Consider the following 22516-nt stretch of genomic DNA (forward strand, 5'->3'; position numbering starts at 1 on the left):
GTTGTAAAACATACAACAATTCCGATTCGCGCACACATGCTGTTGACCGGTTACCTGGCATAAATAAGCTTGCGCTGCTGCTCTATCAGCTCGGCCAGCTCCGGAGTGGCATAGGCAGAGTGAAATGAAGGGAACATTGTATTATAGGTAATCCTTCTGGTGGACCCGTCTTTCATTTCGATTTCCATCCAGTACAGATTGCCTACCCAGCTCTTGGTCTGTTTGGACAGCTCCTCATGCGGGATGTACTCCAGCTTAGGGAATTCACGGATAAATATGGCGTTGGCCTCCGGAGTAAAGTCCATCAGGTCTGAACCGTCATTCCCGCTGATGAAACGGACGGTTTGTATTTTGCCGGTGACATCCAGCAGATCGTTAAGGGTTCTGGCTGCAGGGTTGCTGTACGCCTCATAGAGCTGGCCACCCGCCCAGATTCTCGCCGAAGGTTCATATCCATTCACTTCATAGAGCGGTGTACCTGTCTTCAGATTCGTGGCATCTCCATCCTGCATCTTCTTACGGGGACACCTATGCTCGATTTTGCTGTAGGTAACCTTGCCGATAGCATTCCCTCTGCTCAGTCCGCTGAGATCACTATCCGTATCACCGCCATAGAGGACACCATTCCATTGCAGGACGGATGCATAATCCACTTCGCCAAAGTAACACTTGTTCTGAGTAGTTTTCACTGTATAGGCCGTAAGCAACAGCACACATAGGATCACTGCGGATATGGCAAATAACCATGATTTCATCAAGCGCATTTCATCACCCCCTGTTCTATCTGACGATGAAGCGGATGAATGGTTGCGGGGGCATATCCGAAATAATGGTTTTATCTTGAAAAAAATGCATCCGGCAGTGCTTTGTGATTTGTGAAACTGACTTGACAATGCCAAGGTCAGTTTGGTATTTTTGTAATAGTGGTTAGCACTCATCTGACTAGAGTGCTAACGAATCGGAGCCACAGCCGATAGGAGGGAATAACATGTTAACTGAACGCCAGAGAATGATACTGAATGCAATCGTAGATGATTATATTCTTTCCGCTGAGCCGGTAGGCTCGCGCAGTATCTCGAAACGCGGCGATGTAGGCTACAGTCCTGCAACGATCCGCAACGAAATGGCTGATCTTGAGGACCTGGGATACCTGGAACAACCTCATACTTCGGCAGGGAGAATCCCTTCTCATAAGGGCTACCGCTATTATGTGGACCATCTGGTACCGTGGAATTCCGCCGAAACGGCCGAACTGGGCACGATCCGCGCTTTTTTCGCCGAGAAGCTGAATGCGACAGAGCAGGTTATCCAACATGCGGCAATGATTCTTTCCAATATGACGAATTATACTTCCATCCTGCTGGGACCGGAGGTTTTTCATACTTCATTGCGCCACTTTCAGCTGCTTCCGCTCGATGACAACACTGCGGTGGCGATTATCGTTACCAGCACGGGGCAGGTGGAGAACAAGATCGTCAACCTTCCTCCGGATATTTCTGTATCCGAGATGGAGAAGGTTGTCAATCTGCTGAACAGCAAGCTGGTGAATGTACCGCTCTATAAGCTGAAGAGCCAGCTCTATTCCGAGCTGGGTGAGGAAATGCAGCGTCACATCTCCCACTATGAAGAATTAATGCAGGTGCTGGACACGGCGCTCGAAAGTGACCATGAACAGCGCATCTATCTCAGCGGTGCAACGAATATGCTGACCCAGCCGGAGTTCAAGGACGTCGACAAGGTGAAGAATATTCTGGACCTGCTGGAAGAGACGCCAACCCTGCTCAAAATGCTGACCCCGGCAAGCGGCGGAACAGGGATGCAAGTGCGCATTGGTACAGAGAATAAGCATGATGCTTTTGCGAACTGCAGTCTGATTACCGCTACCTATTCGCTGGATGGCAAGGCGCTGGGGAGCATCGGTATCCTGGGTCCGACCCGGATGGAGTATGCGCGCGTAATGGGCATTCTGGGGATTCTGTCCCGGGATTTGACAGCGATGCTGGCACACTGGTATAAGTGAACAGAGCGTAATTGATTACGGTGAATGATGATAAGGAGGTGAAGACAACTTGAAAGAGGAAGAGGTTCAGGAAATGAAAGAACAGAATGATCCCTCCATAAATGAGAACCAGGCTGCTGATGAGGCGGAAGCTGCAGAAGGCACTGGCACATTTACGGCTGAAGAGGCCGGCGAGGCGGCTTCAGGCAGTGGAGAGGATTTCGGACGGCTGCAGGAGCTTGCGAATGAACATCAGGCGCGCGCACTGCGTGTACAGGCTGATTTCGATAACTTCCGCCGCCGCACACAGAAGGAAAAGGAAGAGCTTGCGCAATATGCGACTTCCAAGCTCGTAACTGAATTGCTTCCGGTACTCGACAATTTCGAGCGTGCATTGGCTACATCTCCGGCAGGCGCAGATTCCGAGGCGTTCACCAAAGGCATCAATATGATTTTCCGTCAGCTGGACGGGGTACTTAAGTCTGAAGGACTTACAGCTATGGAAACGGTGGGACAGCCTTTTAACCCTGAATATCATCAGGCGATCATGCAGGTGGAGAGCGAGGAGCACGAGGAAGGCATCGTGACAGAAGAAGTCCAGAAGGGCTATCTCCTGAAAGATAAAGTTCTTCGTCCGGCCATGGTCAAAGTCAGCATGTAGTTCTGTCTATATAAGTGAGCATTATTATATGAAAACAACGTTACACCACAATAACAATATGAATGGTTGAAGCCCCGGGGCTTCACCTTATGTCTGAGGAGGCAAATTACAGTGAGTAAAGTTATCGGTATTGACCTTGGAACCACCAACTCTTGCGTTGCCGTTATGGAAGGCGGCGAAGCCGTCGTTATCCCGAATCCGGAAGGCGCGCGTACAACCCCGTCGGTGGTAGGCTTCAAGAAAGACGGCGAGCGTATCGTCGGTGAAACAGCGAAACGCCAGGCCATTACGAACCCGGACCGTACCATCGCTTCCATTAAGCGCCACATGGGTACGAACCACAAAGAAAGCATTGACGGCAAAGACTACTCCGCACAGGAAATTTCGGCGATGATTCTCCAGAAGCTGAAATCCGATGCCGAAGCCTATCTGGGCCAGACAGTAACCCAGGCGGTTATTACGGTTCCTGCATATTTTAATGACAGCCAGCGTCAAGCTACGAAGGATGCGGGCAAGATTGCCGGTCTCGAAGTTCTGCGTATTGTCAACGAGCCAACGGCAGCAGCACTTGCATACGGTCTGGAGAAATCCGAAGACCAGACGATCCTTGTCTATGACCTTGGCGGCGGTACATTCGACGTATCGATCCTCGAACTGGGCGACGGCTTCTTCGAAGTCAAAGCTACCAGCGGTGACAACCGTCTGGGCGGGGATGATTTTGACCAGCTGGTTATGGATTATCTCGTGGCTGAATTCAAGAAAGAGCAAGGCATTGACCTGAGCAAGGACAAAGCGGCTGTACAACGTCTGAAAGACGCTGCAGAAAAAGCGAAAAAAGAGCTGTCTGGCGTACTGACAACTACTGTATCGCTGCCGTTCATCACGGTTGTTGACGGAGTACCTCAGCATTTGGAGGTCAACCTGACCCGTGCCAAGTTCGACGAACTGACTGCAAGCCTGGTAGAGCGTACGCTGGGACCAACCCGTCAAGCGCTTAGCGATGCCGGTATGACGCCTGCTGATCTGAACAGAATCGTGCTGGTCGGCGGTTCCACTCGTATTCCTGCCGTACAGGATGCAATCAAGAAGCTTACAGGCAAAGAGCCTCACAAAGGCGTTAACCCGGATGAAGTAGTAGCCCTTGGTGCTGCTGTTCAAGCGGGTGTGCTGACTGGTGATGTTAAAGACGTAGTCTTGCTTGACGTAACTCCGCTGTCCCTCGGTATTGAAACTGCAGGCGGCGTATTCACGAAGATGATCGAGCGCAACACTACGATCCCTACAAGCAAATCGCAGGTGTTCTCGACCTTCGCTGACAGCCAGCCAAGCGTGGAAATCCACGTGCTGCAGGGTGAGCGCCAGATGGCGAACGGCAACAAGACACTGGGACGCTTCATGCTGAACGAGATTCCACCGGCACCGCGCGGTGTACCGCAGATCGAAGTAACCTTCGACATCGATGCCAACGGTATCGTTAACGTATCTGCTACGGATAAAGGCACCAACAAGAGCCAGAAGATCACTATCACTTCTTCCAGCGGCCTGAGCGATGCTGAAGTAGAACAGATGATGAAGGATGCCGAGCTGCATGCTGAGGAAGACCGTAAGCGTAAAGAACTGGTAGAAGCAAAGAACAACGCTGACCAGCTCGTATACTCCACGGACAAAGTCATCAAGGACCTGGCTGACAAAGTCGATGCTTCCGAAATCGAGAAAGCCAATGAAGCCAAAGACAAAGTGAAGGCTTCCCTTGAAACCGACAACCTGGAAGAAATCACTGCCGCTACAGAGGCGCTGAATGAGATCGTACAGCAGTTGTCTGTGAAGCTGTATGAACAGGCTGCACAAGCTGAGCAAGGCGCTGAAGGCGGCCAGGGAGCTTCTGAAGGCAATGCCAAGAAAGACAACGTGGTAGACGCTGATTATGAAGTGGTTGACGATGAGAAGAATCAAGGTTAACCTTAAACGATAAGTTTCTATTTGGTGAGAGGGGAAGGTCAAAACCGGGGCATCCCGTGTTTTGGCTTTCCCTTTAAAATGTAAGGATTTATGGGTTTCCCGTCATAAATTTCTTCTTACATTTCTCGAAGAAACGGTGCCGTCCCCGCGGGACGGTGTAGCCGTTTCTACTTGCCATGTTAAGGGCAGAAGAATAACGATGTACGGAGGTGAAAGCAGTGGCAGATAAACGCGATTATTATGAGGTACTGGGCCTCGGAAGAGATGCTTCAGACGAAGATGTGAAGAAAGCGTACCGTAAGCTGGCGCGCCAGTATCATCCGGATGTGAATAAAGCGGGCGATGCAGAAGCCAAGTTCAAAGAGGTTAAGGAAGCTTACGATGTCCTCAGTGACGGGCAGCAGCGGGCTCGTTATGACCAATATGGACATATTGATCCTAACCAGGGCATGGGCGGCGGCTTTGGCGGCGGCGGCGGAGATTTCGGCGGTCTTGGCGATATTTTCGACATGTTCTTCGGCGGCGGCGGACGGCGTGATCCCAATGCACCGCAGCGCGGCGGCGATTTGCAGTATACGATGACCATTGAATTCAAGGAAGCGGTATTCGGTAAAGAAACCGATATTACCATTCCGCGCACGGAGACCTGTGATACCTGCTTTGGCTCCGGTGCCAAACCTGGAACGAAGCCGGAGACCTGTTCCGTATGTCACGGCAGCGGCCAGCAGGAATTCGTGCAGAATACACCGCTTGGACAGATGCGTAACCGCCGTCCCTGCTCTCATTGCAGCGGCACCGGCAAGATCATCAAAGAAAAATGTACAACATGTGCAGGCCAGGGCAAGGTTAAGAAACAGCGCAAGATTCATGTGCGCATTCCTGCCGGTGTCGATGACGGCGCACAGCTGCGCATGACCGGTGAAGGCGAAGGCGGCACACGCGGCGGCCCGGCCGGAGATCTGTACATTGTCTTCCGCGTCAAGAATCACGATTTCTTCGAGCGCGAGAACGATGATATTATGTGCGAGGTTCCGTTGACGTTCGCTCAGGCGGCGCTTGGTGACGAGATCGAAATCCCTACACTTACCGAAAAAGTGAAGCTCAAGATTCCGGCAGGCACACAGACCGGCACGTTCTTCCGCCTCAAAGGCAAAGGTGTTCCGCATCTGCGCGGCAGCGGAGTCGGCGATCAGCATGTCCGTGTCATCGTGGTCACGCCGAGCAAGCTCAGCGATGAGCAGAAAGACCTGCTCCGCCAGTTCGCCTCCCACAACGGGGAGAACACTCATGAGCAGGAGCAATCGTTCTTTGACCGCGTGAAGCGTGCGTTCCGCGGGGACTGATCTTCATAATTGTATCAATCCTGCGGCCCTACGGAGCCGCATAGCAGCGCCCGCCTCCAGGGAATTGGAGGCGGGCGTTTTTTTTCTCCTTTAATTCAACGATGCCGGTTATTTGTTATTTCCCAATGAATCATTCCATCCTTTATTCTAACTCTGGTCATTTCCAATTTCTCCAGAACTTTAATGGAAGGAAGGTTATCTATAAGGCATTCTGCCACAATTTTCTTCACTTGTCCTGAAGAGAATGCCCATTCCATTATTGCTTTCACCGACTCTGTAGCTATCCCCTTATTATGCATGTCCGGAATTATTCCATATCCGATTTCTACAATTCCTTGAATATCCGGTCTCCCTTTATATCCAATGTCTCCGATAATTTGGTTATTATCAGCTAATGTTACAAACCACACTCCCCAGCCCAGCAGTTCAGGGTCTTCCTCAAGATGAGCTAAATATCCGGCGGTATGCTTCCCGATAGGGTACGTTTCAGATACCTTCTTGTAATTTTGTTGGTCAAATGCAGTAATGATTAGCCGTTCAGTTATGATTTGCAGAGTTATTTCCTCCTCATAAATTAACTATTGTTCCGTTAGCTTAGCTTTCTGGTAAGCAGTATTTTCAATGGTGTGATTTAGGCCGTTTTTTTTCAATTAAGTATCCCGGCTGCTCCAAAACATCCTGATATTATTCTAATTGGATCCTATCCTATAGGGTCGATATAATTTGTCTATAATTAAAAATTACTGCCTGTTGGCTGAATTTATTGTCTAAGTCACCTGGCAAAGAGGCAGGCAAACTCGGGTTTGTTTACCTTAACGATTTGAAATCAGCACAAAGACGACGGCAGCATCCACAAATCAGGATGCTGCCGCCGCTTTAATAGGGCATATTAGTTACGATACAGATTACTTGCTTACTGATTACGTAGATCCTCGAGCACACGCTCCAGGATGACAGCAGCCTGGGCACGGGTCAGGGTACCTTTCGGGTTGAAGGTGTTGTTACCCACTCCCTGTAGGTAGCCTTTGCTTACTGCATAAGCGATTGCGTTCTTGGCGTTAGCCGAGATAGAACCTGCATCCTTAAAGGTCAGCGTTGAGGAAGTAACATCGGCACCGAGTGCCTCAGCCAGAATTACCGCTGCTTCTTCGCGGGTCAGGACATCGCGGGAGCCGCTTTCCTTGATGTGTGTTGTCCAGGTGTCACCTTTGCCGAGCAAACGGTCGAACAGAGTCAACAGCTCAGCCTGATTTAGGCTGTCAGCAGGCTTGAAGCTAGCGGTAGTTCCTTTACCGGCTACGATACCGTGAGCGGCAAGAACTTCGACGGCATCCTTGGCCCAGTGTATCCCTATATCGGAGAAGCTGGTATTACGGGCGGCAGCAATGTAGGTACCGTCACCGGTAATGCTGAACTGCAGCAGGCCGTCTGCCGGAATAGTTCCGGACTGCAGATAACTCCAAGAGTTTTCAGCAGACTCTTTATAAGCCCCTGTCTTGCGGGCATCCTTCAAGCCGTCAGGGTTCAGGGCAAGCTGTACAAATACAGGCTTGCTTGTGGTCCAGCCGTTCTTGAGGGTCAGTGAGGAGGAGCCGATATCAATACTTCCGGTAATGCCGCTTAGCGGAGCGGTATCCGCTTCCTCATGCAAACCGAGTGTGACGGTTAGGCCAGTGGCGGTAATGAAGTCCGGAAGTGTGCCAGCCGGAATGGTTAAGGAGAATCCCTTACCGTTCAGACTGAGTGCACTTGCGGAACTCTTCAGCTTGTCCGCCTGGGCAGATGTGAGCACAATGCTTACTTGTCCGTATTTGGAGAAGTCTACATCAGTGATGCTCAGTACGACATTGTTATTCACCGCACTCTTCAATGACGCATCCAGAATGGAGTCGGAAACAGCCAGGCTCGCTGTAGGCTTACCACCTGCAGGATCAGCTGTTACAGTAAGCTGTCCGGAAGTCGCAGTTGTGCCTGAAGCTGCTGCTATTGTACTTGGAGATGGTGATGGATTACTTGAGCTTGATAATGGTTCTTTCACGACAACACTCACAGTCGATGAACCTGCCGGAATTGTCGCCGAGTAATTGTCGCTCCAAAGCTTGATATCCGATAATTCAAAGGTGTAAGTTCCGGCTTTAGTCGGAGTAAATGTGAACTGTCCTAATGATCCGGTACCAATTCCATCATAAGCTCCGTCTGTTACATGAACGCCATACTGCTGGACATCGCGTCCATCCTCCAAATGAATCAGGTTCGTATACTCAAGCAATGGTACACCAGGAAAATGAGTTTCCTGATATGTTGCTAATTGTACGCTTGATTTGATATTTGGCTGAGCCAGGCTATTACTGTAGAGCAAATTGAAAGTGGCTCCGTAGATACCGTACACATTCTCAGTTACGGAGAAGCCAGCGTCGATGGTGATTGAAGTGCCCAACTCTACAGTTGCACTGGAAGCTGTAGGTGAGACCGTAGCAACTGTCTGATCTGTGTTGTAGCGCAGAAGCTGGTTATAATCGATCCAACCGTTTGAAGCGTAATCGTAAGCGTACAGATAGAACTGATTCAAGCCCTCGGTCAAAGGAACCTCAATTTCAAAATAACCGTTGGAATCAATATAGCCATCCGCTTCTTTTACAGTGCCATCCGGTTCTTCATAGGCTGCAGATACTGCAAGCAGTTCATTCGGATCCGTCTCTTCATCGATCAGCTCGAACATCAGATCGTAAACAATGACGCCACTAATGGTTGCACCTCGTGGTTCCTGCTCATTCGTCCGGGCGTGCTCCGTTATTGTTGTACCGCTGACTTCCGGTGCTTCCCGGTCAATAATAACAATAGCAGATAGATCATCGAACCGGGTCGTTCCGCCGTCCAGGACAGGGGTTATGGAATATATGCCGTCAGGCAATACATAAGACTCACCCTGAACATCAACGATGCCAGTCCATTCAGGTTCTTCATAGAGGCCGGGGTAGAATTTCTGCCCTGTGGCGTATACGTCTCCGACAACGGTTGTAGAACCATCCAATGAAACAACTTCTAACGCTAGGTTTTCTACGGTTTCATTTACAGAGAAGGTCAGGTAGGTGCTCTCCAGAAGTCCGTCACCGTTAGGTGAGATGAACTCGAAATTCTCTGCACCGACTTCGAAATTCGTGATTGTATCAGGTTTGTACTGCACACCTACTACCACGCTGAACGGCAGAGTCAGAGTCTCTGTACCTGAAGTTAGCGTCAGTACACCTTCGTACTTTCCGCTTACAGCTTCCGCAGCTACCGTTAGCGGTACCTGGAAGTAATCATCTGCTTCAACAGAGGTTTCAAGATTGGCAAACTCAATACCTTTATGGGTTGGAGTACGCCATTCCACACCAATAGTGAAAGTGTTGGGTTCCTTAGCCAGGGAGTCTACATACACGGTCTTAGTCACAGTGGACGCCGCAGTCACCAGTCCGAAGGACAAGGAACCTGTGTCGTATTTAACCTTAGGTATTTCTGTTTCCGGACGCTTAGTGTCAAGCACCTCAGGGACACGTGCGATGGCTGAAGCTTTCAGCACCTTAGGCAGGTTAATCAGCCCGGCACCCTGCTCGTATACACTGTAATATTTATTATTACGGTCTGTAAGCGAAGTGGCATTATTGGCTAACAGGATTTTTACCTGATCCGGGGTTAACGCCTGTCCATTAGCCTCTTTACCTGAGCTCAGCAGCAGCGCAGCTGCCCCGGCCACATGGGGGCTGGCCATACTGGTTCCGTTGAACTTGGCGTAGCCGGTTTCGCTTTCCCATACCGGTACTGATGAATTCACGGCTACACCAGGAGCCGATACATCCGGCTTGATGGTGAAGTCCGGAAGTGCAGGTCCGCGCGAACTGAACCCGGCGATGAGGTTGTCTTTATCTGGACCCACAGAGAATGAGAGCGTATTATGGCCCGCTGCCAGTTCAGCCCTGATCGCCTTGCCTTCGTCCTGGGTAATGCCGTAAGTAGGGACTCCGGTAGCATCAGTAGCGGCATTGAGCTCACCTGCTCTGTTGTTAGCGATCAGCAAGCCGACAGCCCCTGCTGAGCGGGCATTTGCTGATTTGTTCACGAAGGTGTTGCTTCCGCGGTCAACGATAGCAATCTTACCTTCTACATCTGCATTCATATAATCATCTACAGTAAGTCCAAGTCCGGCATAGACAACTTCCAAGCCGTTGGCTTCTTCGGGAAATCCAGCTTCGGACGCCTGGATACCATAGACAATGTCGGTAACACCCACCTTAATAAAAGTAACATCAGCAGGTGTCGTAGAAGCGGCGACTGATATGGTGCGGTGTGCACTACCAGGTGTTCCGACAGTTTCAGCCTCGGGACCGGCGTTCCCTGCGGCCAGTACAACGGTGACACCGGCGTCAGCGGCGTTATCCACTGCAATGGCATCAGGCGAATACTGCTGGTTCACATCTGAACCGAGCGAGAGGTTGATAACGTCAGCACCGTCAGCAACGGCTCTTTCAATGCCGTCAATAACGTCGTCCGTACTGCCGTTTCCATATGGGCCGAGTACGCGGTACACATAAAGCTCAACATCCGGCGCTACGCTCTTGATAATACCAGATACGTGTGAGCCGTGAGCCGTCTCATAAGGATTGCCGTTGATTGGCTTGTAAGCAGGGTCAGGTTCTGTTTCGTATGGCTGAGAATCACCATCGACGACATCATAACCGTGACCATCCTCATAAAAATCCTCAAGGTAAGGATGAGTGGGATCGATACCGGTATCGATTACGGCAACCTGAATTCCTTCACCAGTGATGCCATCCTCATTCAGTTCATCAGAACCGAAGATATCCCCGTTGCCGACCTTAGTGGCATCCACGGTATCCTTGAGAGTCTCAGTAAGAGTGGAGGAATCTGTTGCAGTCTCCAGCGCATGAACCTTCTGGTTCGGGAAGACCGCCTTCACGCCCGGCAAGGTGAGCAGCTTGTCCACTTGATTACCTGGCAGAGTTACGGAGTAGCCGTTGAACACTTCCGTATATTCATGGCCGGTGTTTGCACCAATCGCAGCGGCAGCGGCAGCGAAGCTGTTATGCTCCGTACGGAGAATATTACGCTGCAAAGCAGGTGTCTTACTCTTGGCGCCCTGATTCTCAGCTACTTTGACCGGGTCATTCTGCAATTGGACAATGAAAGTTACAGGCGCTGAAGTAGTGATGTTGCCCGCATAATTCTGCGGTTTGGAGTTTAATACTGAAGTGTAATTCTGGATGGATGATTTTAAGGAGTCCGGGGTGTTGCCTAGCCTGGAGTTAAGCAGAGAGATATGATTCTTGAGATCCGGTGCTGCCGGTAAAAACGAAGTGCTGCTTGCGAAAGATGCGGAAGGAAGCAGAAGGGAAACCGCTAGACTAAAACTTGCAGTGGCTATGCCAAATTTGCGAATGGAGCGTCTGAACATTTAATATCCTCCCCAGTAGTATTTGATTTTCATTTCAGCAACCGTATAAACCGGTTCTCTCCCTTCCGAGTGGCTTAACTGCTTTGAAGAAAAATAATAGTGAAAATTACATTTATTTTACAGTCAATTTACAGATTGGAATATACTACTTTAGTACCATATTACGGTAAAGTGCTGAATAAATTGTCGAAATCCGATTCATATACTCGGCTATTGAAATAAAAGCATAAAAATGGCGTTGCCAAGACAACATAAACATGTACAACTAAGAGCTTGAATCTCAAGAGAGCGGGGATACGGTCTTGGAAAGATATATACTGGCGTACTTTAGGGCTCCGGAAGAAGCGGAAGGGGTCTCCCGCAAGCTTCAGGCGCTGCGGGTAGAAGAGGTCTCCATTGACAGGTTCAGCAGATTTGGCGGAAGCGGGCTGCAGTCCGGAGTGAATCCGGTTACCGGCAATTTGGCAAGTATGGATTCCATGACCGCAGCCAGTGAGCATACGGGCATCCTCTCTGCATCGCATACGAGCGGCAGCGGGATGAGTCACGGCGGGGATGGCGGACCGACAGGCAGAAATATTTTGCTGACTGTAATTGTAGATTCGACCATTTATGATCAGGCGCTGTCACTCATTGAGGAAGCCGGCGGGATGATTTGATTGTCAGATAACACTACTTGGGAGGCTGATTAATAGTGGACAGAGAAAACTCGAAAATTTTCTCCAAGACGGAAAAGTTGAAGATGCTCTATGAGGCAAAGGCAGAGGATGTTGAATTCTCAGCGGCTGAAGCGGATCACGATGATATAGAGGCAATGGATCGCTCCCGGGAGGCTGATAAAAGACAGATGGAGGAGATTCTGAAGAAGGAATAGCGGAAATCTTCCTTAAAATGTGAACTTGGCGCGAGTTTAAACAGGAGCTTTTTCCAGCATATAATTTGGTCAGGCCATGATGTAAATGTTGTAGCGGATGCCCCACAGAAGTGGGGTATTTTTGTGCTCAGCCGTGTATAATGAAGAGATATGCCAAACCGGGAGGGTTACTTACGTGGATACTGTTATTTTATGGGTTGGACTGGCGTTACTGGTTGCGCTGCTAACCTTCCTGAACCAGAAGCAAGTCTATTCTTCCAAAGTAAAAAAGGCTTACCGGGAGCTTCGGGAGCTTACTGCGAAAGTCCGCACCGGGCAATCGGAGGCTGCTGATCTGGAAGCTTGGGAGACTTCACTTGCCGAAATGGAGAAGCACCCTAATGAGTTCAATAAGCTGGAGAATGAGATCGGTCTGCGCCGGGCTTTCGTCCAGTATCTGGAGCGCCATTATCCCCAGGATGCCAGACTCCCGGATCTGCAGGAAGCGGCTGCGTACCACAAGGATAGTGTATGGGGAATTAAGATCGGGGATTACGGACCCAGGAAATAGTGCGGAATCTGTACATATATGCGGATGGCCACATCGGTTAATGTCTCAATAGACTCATAAGCCCATTCTAAGAAAGATAGTCCCATTCTCCGCCAGCCGGGGGGCGGGGCTTTCTGTGTAGCTGGACCGTGACTGGCATCGGGAGGCCTTCCTTGTGCAGCTGCTTCATTTACGCTGATTTTTTTAATTCATTAGTATAATCCAAACTGCCCGGATATCCGTTAATATAAGTAAAGTGAATAATACCAAAACCAATAAAAAAGCCGGATAAAATAAAAATTGAGATTTATAGGGAGTAGTCATAATGGAGAATCTATCAGCCCAAGTAGTTACAGACGAATTGGTTGTCAAAGCATTGGAAAAGAATCTCGCTATGATCCGATTTGATCTGGACCGCCGTGTCGCCTATGTAAATGAGGTCTTTGCCAGCTCGGTGAAATATAGGGTGGAGGATATGTACGGAATGCAGCACAAGCAGTTGTGTTTCCCCTCGTTCGTGAACAGCCCTGATTATGAGATATTCTGGCAGAATCTGTTTGCCGGCCGGAGCTTTCAGGATAAAATCGAACGGATGGACGCGGACGGGGAATCAGTCTGGCTCGAAGCCACGTATATGCCGGTGTTTGATGAGACAGATACGCATGTCATTGGCGTGTCGAAGGTGGCGACCAATATCACTGGCAGACAGAATAATATGAACCGTGTAGTGGAACAATTGCAGGAAATGGCTGACAGCCTGAATCAGCGTGCAGAAAAAGGAATTGAGCGGAGTCAGGAGCTGCTGGTGAGTATTGATAAAATCGCTGAAGTATCGAGCGAAAATACGGATACGCTGCTGAATTTGCAGACGCAGGCAGCGGCCATTCACGGCGTGGTGCAGACGATCCGTAATATTGCGTCACAGACCCACCTGCTTGCGCTTAATGCGGCAATTGAGGCTGCCCATGCCGGTGAGTTCGGCCGGGGATTCGACGTAGTGGCCAAAGAAGTAAGAAAGCTGTCCGCAATGGTTCAGGATCAGATCACAGAGGTTCGCGACAGTGTCCAGGCCATTACAGAGGAAGTAGGAAAAATATCTAACGGACTTAATCTGGTTCAGGAGAATGTGGCTGTGAGCCAGCAGCAGATTCAGGTAGCCTTGAATGAATTCACTTTGATTGCATCCTCCGCACAGGAACTGGACAATCAGGCGCGTGAAGTAATGAACATCGTCTGACGGTGGCTTTCTCCGAATGCTGTTCCAGTTCAACATAGAATTTCCTTTTACAGCATGTATCCCGGGGATTTACGTGGAGACATGCTTTTTTTGCTTATTGTTAGTAGAAAATGAACCTTTTGAAGCCCACGGTTGTTATAAAGGTATTCCAAACAATAAGGCGTGGATTATGAAAGTCACGGTTAATACCTGCCTGAATCACTTGAAACGCAGGAACAGTCTGCAGCAGAAGCTGATGGCTAATCTGCATTTGTTCAAGGGGAGTCCGGAACCCCCGGTAGAGAAGCTGGTATTCGACAACCGGGGACAGAGATCTGACAACCCTGCGGTTCGAACGACCGGCAGATCTTGAGATTTCAAAGACGACGCCAATGACGCTTGTAGGGAAATATAAGGTTACCCGGCATGAGGATGATAAGACACCACTCCAATTGACCAACATCTCCAGCGACAAGCAGACGCTGATCCGGGAAACCGGCGGTTATCCGGTACAGTGGACCTACTATATGCAGGGGGCGGATCTCTATGTGGAGACGAAGAGCGTTGATCCCCATTTTGGCGGCGTGAATCAGACTCATATCGGCACAGGGAAAGACCGGATCTTAGGTAAAATAGTGATAGTAAACTTCCGGGGAGAAGGAACGAACCACAGCATTGATGTGTATAAGGACTTCAAAGGAACAGAAGCTTCTATATACATGTTCTTCTACTCTATCTACGGGCCGGACAAAGAGACGCGGGTGCAATTGCAGCCTTAAAGGCAGTCCAAACCTGAAAAGGGGCGGACGCCTTTTTTATTAGGAGACGCCTGGGAATTCATTGGGCTGAATATTTATTGTGCTTACATTGCGATGATCTCACGAATACGTTGCCGCGTTATGCTGGAATAACTTCTCCTTTAAAATTAAAATTTTAAAATTGTGATTTAGAGGTGAACAAGAACAGACAACGAGGAGCGTGGCAGGCAGTGAGTAAGCAGCATCCGCTTGTAAAGAGAGTATTAACCGGGATATTGGCAATGTCGGTGTTGATCCCGTTCATTCCACCTTCCTTCTCTTCATCGACCGTGTATGGGGATCCAGTTGAGCCTGGCGGTATCGTTATGCTGGAGGATTTTGAACAGGTGAGTCTGGCAGACTTGAAGTTTGACAGTGCGCGCATCTACAGCGGCAATATGGCGCTTGAAACCGATCCGAAATACGTCCGTGACGGGGCAAAATCCTTACGGATTGATTATGACTTTATCGGCATAACCGATAATCCCTCCCAGGTTGCAGTCGGGCCTGCAACGCAGTTAGCCTTAACAGGCAGAACGCCCCACAAAATCGGCATGTGGATTTACGCCAATAACGAAGGGCATGGTCTGACCTCCAAGTTCTATATCTCAGCCACCGGGAAGTCCAAGACGTATGAAATGAGGAGCGAAGAGACAGGGATAGACTGGAGCGGCTGGAAGTATGTTGAGGCCGAAATAGGGAGTGATCTGACGCTGCCCGGTACCGTAGCGTTCTACTTCCAGATGAAAGAACGCCAAATGAGCAAAAAGAACAAAGGCTCCATTTGGATCGACGATGTCAGACTTATATATGATGAGCCGGCGGATGAGGATATGGATGTTCCCGTGCTGGCTCCAGTCTCGCCCGCACCGGATCAAACCTTGACTGCTCCTGTATCCGATATCATCCTGTCGGCGGATGATGCGAAGTCGGGCATTGATCCAGACTCGATCCAATTAACTGTGGATGGCCAGTCCGTTGCACCGGCCGCTTACGCTTACGATCTGGACACTAAGGCAATTACTTATCACCCTGAGGTGCCGCTGGATGGCGGTTATCATCAAGTGGTTGCCGAAGTGAAGGATCTGGCCGGCAATCCGGCTTCAGCAGAGTATGCTTTTACTATTGAGCATGGGGCGATGCTCACCTTGGAAGGGCCGGAGGAAGCGGTCAGCAACGAGCCTTACCGGTTGAAGCTGGCGGCGAAGGGTGTCGGCGAAGCAACCAGCGTGCTGACCCAGATTAAGTTCGACCCGCACACGCTTCAGGCTGACACTGTGCATGCACGTGACGGTCTAAGCAACGTCCAGAGCACCATCGACAATATAGGCGGCTATGTTGAATTTAGCGCAGAAGGACTGCAGGGAGATTCTGCGGATGCTTTGGCCAGCATCGATTTCGCCGTGAGCCGGTCCGCAAAAATGGAACGTGGCGAGACCTACAAGCAGTTCAGCATGGCGGAAGGCAGCTTTGGGTATGGCAGCGGGACTGCCGTAAGCTCTTTTGCCTCTCCGGTTAATTATAAGATTGGTTTCCCGTATGCCTTAACCGTCAAGGGATCGGGCCTGCAAACGAAGAATATCATTACCGTTACTACCCATGCAGGAGCTCCGGTAGAAGGGGCGGAGATCGATTTTACCGATGCAAGCGGCCCTCAGACCTATGTGACGGTAACAGCCGCCAATTCGAGTATATATACAAGCGCTGATCATTCGTCCGCTGTGCTGCTTACAGCAGAGAACAACGGGCAATTCTTCGCTACAGCAGGAAGCAACGCCGGATTCGTCAAGGTATATCTTCCGGATGGAACAGGGACAGGCTACATCGCCTCTGCTGATGTACAGCAGAAGAGTCTTACCGAAGGATTGGGACTGACGGATGCCAAGGGCGAAATTCATACTTCGCTGGCCAATCTCGCGATCGGCACCTGGAAAGTGCAGGCGGTCAAGGATGGCGGTACCAGTGAGAGCTTCAGCATGAACGTTGTAACCCAATTCGGCGGAGATGATCCGAAATATGTCCAGACCTTTGTTACCGAAGATATGAGTACGATGCTGAGCGTGGGCTGGCAGACAGCCCCCAGAGTTCAAGCAACTTCGATTCAATATGTGAAGGACAGCGGCCTGGTAGACCAAGGATTGGGCAATGCTGAGCAACAGGCGGTAGAGCAGTCTGCGCTTACTGAAGTGGAGGTCATCCATGAAGTGGAGGGCGGACCGCTGGGTGAAATTAAGTTCCACAAGTCATTGGTTACCGGCCTGGAGCCGGGTACGGCTTATCATTACCGGGTGGGCTATGAAGGTCATTGGAGTGCCTGGTATGAATACAAAACTTTGGCTGCAGCTCCGGACACCCCTGTTTCTTTTGTATTCGTAACCGATTCGCATACCAAGGGAGATAACGGGCTTGAAATCTATCAGCAGCTGATCAGTGATTCCTTAACACGTTATCCGGACACCCAGTTTATTATGCATGGCGGCGATATGGTTGACGACGGAGGAATCCTGAATGAGTGGAACCAGTTCTGGGAAGCTTCTTCAGTCTATGCCTCCTCCCTTCCTTCAGGCTACACGATGGGGAATCATGATGTTAAAGGTGCAGGCAAGGAGATTTTTGCCAAGGGACTTGATCTGCCGGAGAACGGCCCGGACGTTCAGAAGGAGTACGCCTATTCCTTCGATTCGGGTGAGGTACATTTCATTGTGCTGAACTCTGAGGCGGACGAAGTAACCATGGCTAAGCAAGCCGAATGGCTGCGTGCGGATCTTCAGGCAAGTGATAAGAAATGGAAGATTGTGATGTTCCATAAGCCTGCTTATCATACCGAAGATGGACGCGGGAATGTAATTGAATACACGCAAACGTATTTTGCACCTGTTCTGGAGGAACTGAAAGTAGATCTGGTGCTGGAAGGCCATGACCATGTGTATGCGCGCACCTATCCGATGAATGGAGGAAAGCCGCTACTAAACGGCGAGCGCGGGACAGTCTATCTGGACGGGGGCGCCTCCGGCTGGAAATTCTACGATGGTAAGCAGTATGAGTATCTTAATTTCATGTTTGACGAGGACGTTCCGGTGTATTCTGCCATTCAAGTCAGCCATGACCAAATCACCATCCAGGCCCGTACTACAGAAAGCGATGCATTAATAGATAATTATATTATTGAGAAGAAGGATGAGCTTACCGTGACTTCCGTGGCGGTATCGCCTACGGAGCTGACATTGCAGGCCGGGGAGAAACGCGCGACAGTTCTCACCGCTACGTATAGCGATAAGTCCACGGCAGAGGTCACGAATGAAGCAATTTGGAGTTCCTCCAATGGCAATGTAGCTACGGTAGATGCCACAGGCGTGATTCACGCAGTAGCAGCAGGCGGTACTACAATCGAGGCACAATATGGGAACTTGCCGGCTGTCAGCATTGCTGTAACAGTTCAGACGGAAAGCACGGTTCCTGTTCTGCTGAAACTGACAGCTGATCCAGGCACTCATAGGCTCCAAGTGGGCCAGTCTGCAGCTTCTGTAATAACGGCAGTATATGATCATGCAGAGAATCTGGTAGTTACGGATCAAGTCATTTGGCTATCTTCTGACCCTGGGATTGCTTCTGTATCGGACAAGGGGCTTATCACGGGCGTTGCGGCAGGCGAAGCAGCGGTCACGGCTTCGTTCGGAGGCAAGTCCGTTGCGGTTCCGATTGTGATTACGGAGGTTTCCGCACCGGCAGTGGTTGATTTGGCGGTTACGCCAGCTTCGGTTTCCCTGACAACAGGTCAGACGCAAAGCCTGTCAGTCACGGCGAAATATTCTGACCTTTCTACAGCCCTCAAGACCCTGGAAGCGAAATATGCCACTGGCAATCCTTCGGTTGCAGCTGTGAGCGAAGCGGGGGTAGTCACAGCAGTGGGTACAGGAACGGCAAAGATCACAGTTTCATACGGAGGAGTAAGCAAGGAGATTCAGGTTTCCGTAACGGCGGCTACAGGCAACAATGACGGAGGCACGGTACCTGAAGCAACTCCAAGGCCAACGTCAACTCCGGCTGCAACGGTAACGCCCACACCAGCTGCAACAGCAACGCCTACACCGGCTGTAACTACGGGGCCAACATTGCCAACCGTGACGAAGCCTGTGTTCAACGACAGAGTAGATCTTGATAAGGTAAAAGCGATCATGGCAAAAGGGGAAACCGCTCCTGCAGCTACATTCCCGGATACCCCTGTGGCTCTGTGGAGTGCCGCATTCATCGAACGTGCGGCCCGGATGGGGATTATAACCGGCTATGCGGATGGTTCCTTCCGCTCTGACGCCAAAGTAACCCGCGCTGAGTTTGCAGCGATGTTGTTCAAGGCCTTTGGTCTGAGCGCAGCGGGCGGCACCGGCTTCTCCGATACGCAGGGGCATTGGGCATCGGAAGCTATTATTGCCCTTCAAGGCAATGGAGTGATCACCGGGTACGCTGATGGCTCCTTCCATCCCAAGCAGGAGATCACCCGGGCGGAGATGGTGACGATGCTGTCCCGTCTGACGAATTATGTGAGCAGCGATAGTGTTCCATTCTCCGATGTCACAGCGGGCTGGGCGGCAGGACCAATCAATGCCTTTGCTGGAGCAGGTATCGTAACAGGAAAAGGCAATGGACAGTTCAAGCCGGCGGAACCGGCTTCCCGCGCCGAATCGGTAGTGATGATCCTCCGCCTTATGGATAAGCTCATGGAATAATCGGCGCATTTTATAGCGAGTATAGGAATAGACAAGTCCAAGTCCAACAGGAAGAGCAGCCCGGCCGGGGCTGCTCTTTTTATGCTGAAGGCTCTCAGGCGTCATCTAGTGGATGGATTTCGCAGTAGATATATATAGTGGGTTGGCAGTGACCCGATTACGGGAAATGCGGTATACTGAATTGCACTTTGTACAACTAGAACGTCTGATTTACAACCGATTATCCGTTTAGTTGTATTTCATACAATTAAACGGCTCTATGTGGCGGGTTCTCGGCCATTGGGCATATTTAGTTGTACAGACTACACTTATAAGTGGCAAGTATCCCTTTTCGCTGTTTTTAATTGTACATAATACAACTATCCTGAATTTCCATTTCAATGCATAAGGAGAGAACAATACTTGACGATAACACGCTGCGCCTGGGTGAATGAGGACCCTGTTTATATTGCTTATCATGACGAGGAATGGGGCAAGCCGCTATATGATGATCTGAAGCTGTTCGAGCTGCTGATGCTGGAGGGCATGCAGGCCGGACTGAGCTGGTATACGGTACTGAAGAAGCGGGAGAATTTCCGCGAAGCCTTCGACGGTTTTGATCCGCAGAAGATTGTGCTGTACGGGGAGGACAAGATAGCCGAGCTGATGCAGAATGAGGGGATTATCCGCAACCGGCTGAAGATTAATGCGGTCATCCGCAATGCGGAGACCTATATGCAGATTGGCCGGGACGAAGGCAGCTTCGGAGAATATCTCTGGAGCTTCATAGGCGGAACGCCGGTGGTGAATCAATGGAAGAGCAGATCGGAGGTTCCCGCTACCACTCCGCAGTCTGACAACATGAGCAAGGCGCTGAAGCGCAAGGGGATGAAGTTTGTCGGTTCAACCATTTGTTATGCATTCATGCAGTCCTCGGGGATGGTGGACGACCATGTCCTGGATTGCTTTTGCCGCAGCGGTGTGACGGATTAAAGGATCTGACCCGCAGTTTGGCGCTGCACGGGTAAGAAATGCTATACTATCCTAGATATGCTTCACACAACTAGGCCCGCGCTTTCGAATCCAGTTACGCGGAGTGATTTCAGGGAGACTGGGCTCTCATAACTAAGCTTATGCTTTCGAAGCAAGTTTTGCGAAGCAGAACCAACGGAGCATATGCTACAAAACTTTCAGGAGGATTTACTAACATGCTATGGCACGAATTGACGGTACATACAACGGAGGAAGCACAGGAGATGATATCCAATCTGCTGTATGAGGCCGGTGCGGGCGGTGTTTCCATTGAGGAATCCGGGACGCTGAATAAAATACGGGATACCCGTTATGGTGAATTATACGATGAGCCGCTGAATGACATCCCCGAGGGGGAAGCGGTAATTAAGGGCTATTATGCCGAAACCGTGGCAATGGACGAGATTGTGGCGGAGGTAACGCCAAGGGTGGAAGAGCTGAGAGGGTTCGGGATCGATCCCGGCAAAGCGCTGATCTCCTGGAAGACGGTGGATGAGGATGAATGGGCCCATGCCTGGAAGCAGTACTTCAAGCCGCTGCGCGTATCGGAACGGCTGACCATTAAGCCTACATGGGAAGAGTATACCCCGGCCTCCCCGGATGAAAAGATTATCGAGCTCGACCCCGGTATGGCCTTCGGAACGGGGACGCACCCTACGACGGCGCTGTGCCTGCGCGCACTTGAGAAGCATGTCGCCAGCGGCGATGAAGTAATTGATGTCGGCACTGGCTCCGGTATCCTTGCCGTAGGCGCGGTGCTGCTGGGCGCGAAATCCGTCCTGGCCCTGGATCTGGACCCGGTGGCGGTGGAGAGCGCCCGTGAGAATGTGGCACTGAACCGGCTTGAAGCTGCCATCACGGTTAAGGAGAGCGATCTGCTCTCCCTGCTCGGCGGTGAACGGGCGGCAGATACCACAGCCGGAGATATGTGGCCTTCGGCCAGACCAGGCTATACTGCTGAACAGGCTGGACAGGCTGGACAGGAAGCTGTTCCTGCCGCTGCTCCGGCTGCCGGCGGACTGGGAGTTACCCTGCCGGTGAGGGTTGTCGTAGCGAATATTTTGGCCGAGATTATTGTGCTGTTCACGGATGATGTGTACCGTGCACTCCAGCCGGAAGGAATCTACATCACCTCCGGTATTTACAAGGATAAGGAAGGACTTGTGGCGGAAGCGCTGAAGTCTTCCGGTTTCGAGATTATAGAAGTAACCCGTGAAGAAGATTGGGTGGCGTTCACAGCCGGAAAGAGGTAGAGATGGAATTTCTGCAGAGCTTTATACGAATGCCGCTGGAACAGCTTCCGTTCCTGCTTATTACCCTGCTGATCGCCTTTACAGTACATGAGTTTAGCCATGCTTACTTTGCGAATAAGTTCGGTGACCCGACAGCACGCCTGCTCGGCCGTATGACCCTGAACCCGGCGGTACATTTCGATTTCTTCGGAATTATCCTGCTTGTGGTCGCCGGATTCGGCTGGGCGCGGCCGGTTCCGGTCAACCGTGACAATTTCAGCCGCCCCCGTCTGATGGGCGTTATCGTATCTGCTGTCGGTCCGATCAGCAATCTGCTGCTGGGGTTCCTCGGAGCAATGATTTATTCGGCTCTGGCGGCGACCGGAGTGCTGGAATCTATCAGCAATGACCGCGTGCTTCAGGCTATTTACTGGTTCTTCGGCATTTTCATTCAACTTAATTTCTTCCTGTTCCTGTTCAACCTGATTCCACTGCCGCCGCTGGATGGTTACCGGATCGTGGAGGATCTGGCTCCTCGTCCGATCCGCGGGAGACTGCAACAGTATGAGCAGTGGGCAGTCTTCATCTTCTTGCTGATTCTGTTTATCCCGGGTCTGCGTGCCTACACGATTACACCGCTGGATAACTGGGCCAATCAAATGAGCGCCGGAGCCGTGCAATTCTTTTACGGATTATTCGGCGGCTAGAATTCAGATTGA

General features: G+C 50.7%; 17 protein-coding genes. 14 read left to right on the forward strand and 3 right to left on the reverse strand.

The annotated features are described in order from the left end of the window. Positions 1-50 precede the first annotated feature (50 nt). Positions 51-764 (reverse strand): hypothetical protein, encoded by a 714-nt coding sequence (locus MKZ24_RS12765; RefSeq protein ID WP_340783471.1) that lies wholly within the window; start codon positions 762-764, stop codon positions 51-53. 224 nt (positions 765-988) lie between these two features. Between MKZ24_RS12765 and hrcA the strand changes: the two genes are divergently transcribed. The 4 genes from hrcA (at position 989) to dnaJ (ending at position 5962) form a co-directional block, all read left to right on the forward strand. Further along, positions 989-2020 carry a heat-inducible transcriptional repressor HrcA gene (hrcA, locus tag MKZ24_RS12770; RefSeq protein ID WP_039309603.1) on the forward strand — a complete coding sequence of 344 codons (1032 nt, stop codon included), beginning with the start codon at positions 989-991 and terminating at the stop codon, positions 2018-2020. A gap of 49 nt (positions 2021-2069) precedes the next feature. Further along, positions 2070-2660 (forward strand): nucleotide exchange factor GrpE, encoded by a 591-nt coding sequence (gene grpE, locus MKZ24_RS12775; protein WP_042238606.1) that lies wholly within the window; start codon positions 2070-2072, stop codon positions 2658-2660. A 111-nt stretch (positions 2661-2771) separates the two neighbouring features. Then, positions 2772-4619: a molecular chaperone DnaK gene (dnaK, locus tag MKZ24_RS12780; RefSeq protein WP_042238604.1), complete on the forward strand. Its 1848-nt coding sequence runs from the start codon at positions 2772-2774 to the stop codon at positions 4617-4619. A 218-nt stretch (positions 4620-4837) separates the two neighbouring features. Then, positions 4838-5962 (forward strand): molecular chaperone DnaJ, encoded by a 1125-nt coding sequence (gene dnaJ / locus MKZ24_RS12785; protein WP_042139464.1) that lies wholly within the window; start codon positions 4838-4840, stop codon positions 5960-5962. Between the two features lie 95 nt (positions 5963-6057). Here dnaJ and MKZ24_RS12790 read toward each other — a convergent pair whose 3' ends face one another. Together MKZ24_RS12790 and MKZ24_RS12795 are read right to left on the reverse strand one after the other, a co-directional pair. Next, the gene (locus MKZ24_RS12790; RefSeq protein ID WP_081956636.1) at positions 6058-6537 is read right to left on the reverse strand and encodes a GNAT family N-acetyltransferase; all 480 of its coding nucleotides are present in this window, start codon (positions 6535-6537) and stop codon (positions 6058-6060) included. A gap of 338 nt (positions 6538-6875) precedes the next feature. After that, a complete protein-coding gene (locus MKZ24_RS12795) occupies positions 6876-11414 on the reverse strand; it encodes a S8 family serine peptidase (protein WP_340783479.1) in 4539 nt (1512 codons plus the stop codon). A 302-nt stretch (positions 11415-11716) separates the two neighbouring features. Between MKZ24_RS12795 and MKZ24_RS12800 the strand changes: the two genes are divergently transcribed. The 10 genes from MKZ24_RS12800 (at position 11717) to MKZ24_RS12845 (ending at position 22504) form a co-directional block, all read left to right on the forward strand. Then, entirely contained in the window at positions 11717-12073 is a 357-nt protein-coding gene (locus MKZ24_RS12800) for a hypothetical protein (protein ID WP_042238600.1), read from the forward strand. A gap of 35 nt (positions 12074-12108) precedes the next feature. After that, positions 12109-12288 carry a YfhD family protein gene (locus tag MKZ24_RS12805; RefSeq protein ID WP_042238599.1) on the forward strand — a complete coding sequence of 60 codons (180 nt, stop codon included), beginning with the start codon at positions 12109-12111 and terminating at the stop codon, positions 12286-12288. Between the two features lie 175 nt (positions 12289-12463). After that, positions 12464-12838, forward strand: coding sequence for a hypothetical protein (locus MKZ24_RS12810; protein ID WP_042238598.1), 375 nt, complete (start codon positions 12464-12466; stop codon positions 12836-12838). A 304-nt stretch (positions 12839-13142) separates the two neighbouring features. Next, positions 13143-14054: a methyl-accepting chemotaxis protein gene (locus tag MKZ24_RS12815; RefSeq protein ID WP_340783484.1), complete on the forward strand. Its 912-nt coding sequence runs from the start codon at positions 13143-13145 to the stop codon at positions 14052-14054. A 169-nt stretch (positions 14055-14223) separates the two neighbouring features. Then, positions 14224-14406 carry a hypothetical protein gene (locus MKZ24_RS12820; protein WP_156123311.1) on the forward strand — a complete coding sequence of 61 codons (183 nt, stop codon included), beginning with the start codon at positions 14224-14226 and terminating at the stop codon, positions 14404-14406. 19 nt (positions 14407-14425) lie between these two features. Beyond that, on the forward strand, positions 14426-14812 hold the full coding sequence (locus MKZ24_RS12825) for a hypothetical protein (protein WP_340783488.1): 387 nt from the start codon (positions 14426-14428) through the stop codon (positions 14810-14812). 209 nt (positions 14813-15021) lie between these two features. Further along, positions 15022-19554 carry an S-layer homology domain-containing protein gene (locus tag MKZ24_RS12830; protein ID WP_340783493.1) on the forward strand — a complete coding sequence of 1511 codons (4533 nt, stop codon included), beginning with the start codon at positions 15022-15024 and terminating at the stop codon, positions 19552-19554. Between the two features lie 408 nt (positions 19555-19962). Then, complete coding sequence (locus MKZ24_RS12835) at positions 19963-20526, forward strand: DNA-3-methyladenine glycosylase I (protein WP_442950532.1); 564 nt, start codon at positions 19963-19965, stop codon at positions 20524-20526. Positions 20527-20741: 215 nt separating this feature from the next. Next, complete coding sequence (gene prmA / locus MKZ24_RS12840) at positions 20742-21818, forward strand: 50S ribosomal protein L11 methyltransferase (RefSeq protein WP_042238590.1); 1077 nt, start codon at positions 20742-20744, stop codon at positions 21816-21818. 2 nt (positions 21819-21820) lie between these two features. After that, positions 21821-22504, forward strand: coding sequence for a site-2 protease family protein (locus tag MKZ24_RS12845; RefSeq protein ID WP_042139450.1), 684 nt, complete (start codon positions 21821-21823; stop codon positions 22502-22504). Positions 22505-22516 lie beyond the last annotated feature (12 nt).

Origin of the sequence: Paenibacillus sp. FSL R7-0297 (genome assembly GCF_038009025.1) — a bacterium.
Taxonomy (GTDB): Bacteria; Bacillota; Bacilli; order Paenibacillales; family Paenibacillaceae; genus Paenibacillus_AQ.

Bases quoted from the DNA above. Each gene is read 5' to 3' on its own strand.
- MKZ24_RS12765 (WP_340783471.1), bottom strand. From the start codon at position 764: ATGCGCTTGATGAAATCATGGTTATTTGCCATATCCGCAGTGATCCTA.
- hrcA (WP_039309603.1), top strand. From the start codon at position 989: ATGTTAACTGAACGCCAGAGAATGATACTGAATGCAATCGTAGATGAT.
- MKZ24_RS12795 (WP_340783479.1), bottom strand. From the start codon at position 11,414: ATGTTCAGACGCTCCATTCGCAAATTTGGCATAGCCACTGCAAGTTTT.
- MKZ24_RS12815 (WP_340783484.1), top strand. From the start codon at position 13,143: ATGGAGAATCTATCAGCCCAAGTAGTTACAGACGAATTGGTTGTCAAA.
- MKZ24_RS12820 (WP_156123311.1), top strand. From the start codon at position 14,224: ATGAAAGTCACGGTTAATACCTGCCTGAATCACTTGAAACGCAGGAAC.
- MKZ24_RS12825 (WP_340783488.1), top strand. From the start codon at position 14,426: ATGACGCTTGTAGGGAAATATAAGGTTACCCGGCATGAGGATGATAAG.
- prmA (WP_042238590.1), top strand. From the start codon at position 20,742: ATGCTATGGCACGAATTGACGGTACATACAACGGAGGAAGCACAGGAG.
- MKZ24_RS12845 (WP_042139450.1), top strand. From the start codon at position 21,821: ATGGAATTTCTGCAGAGCTTTATACGAATGCCGCTGGAACAGCTTCCG.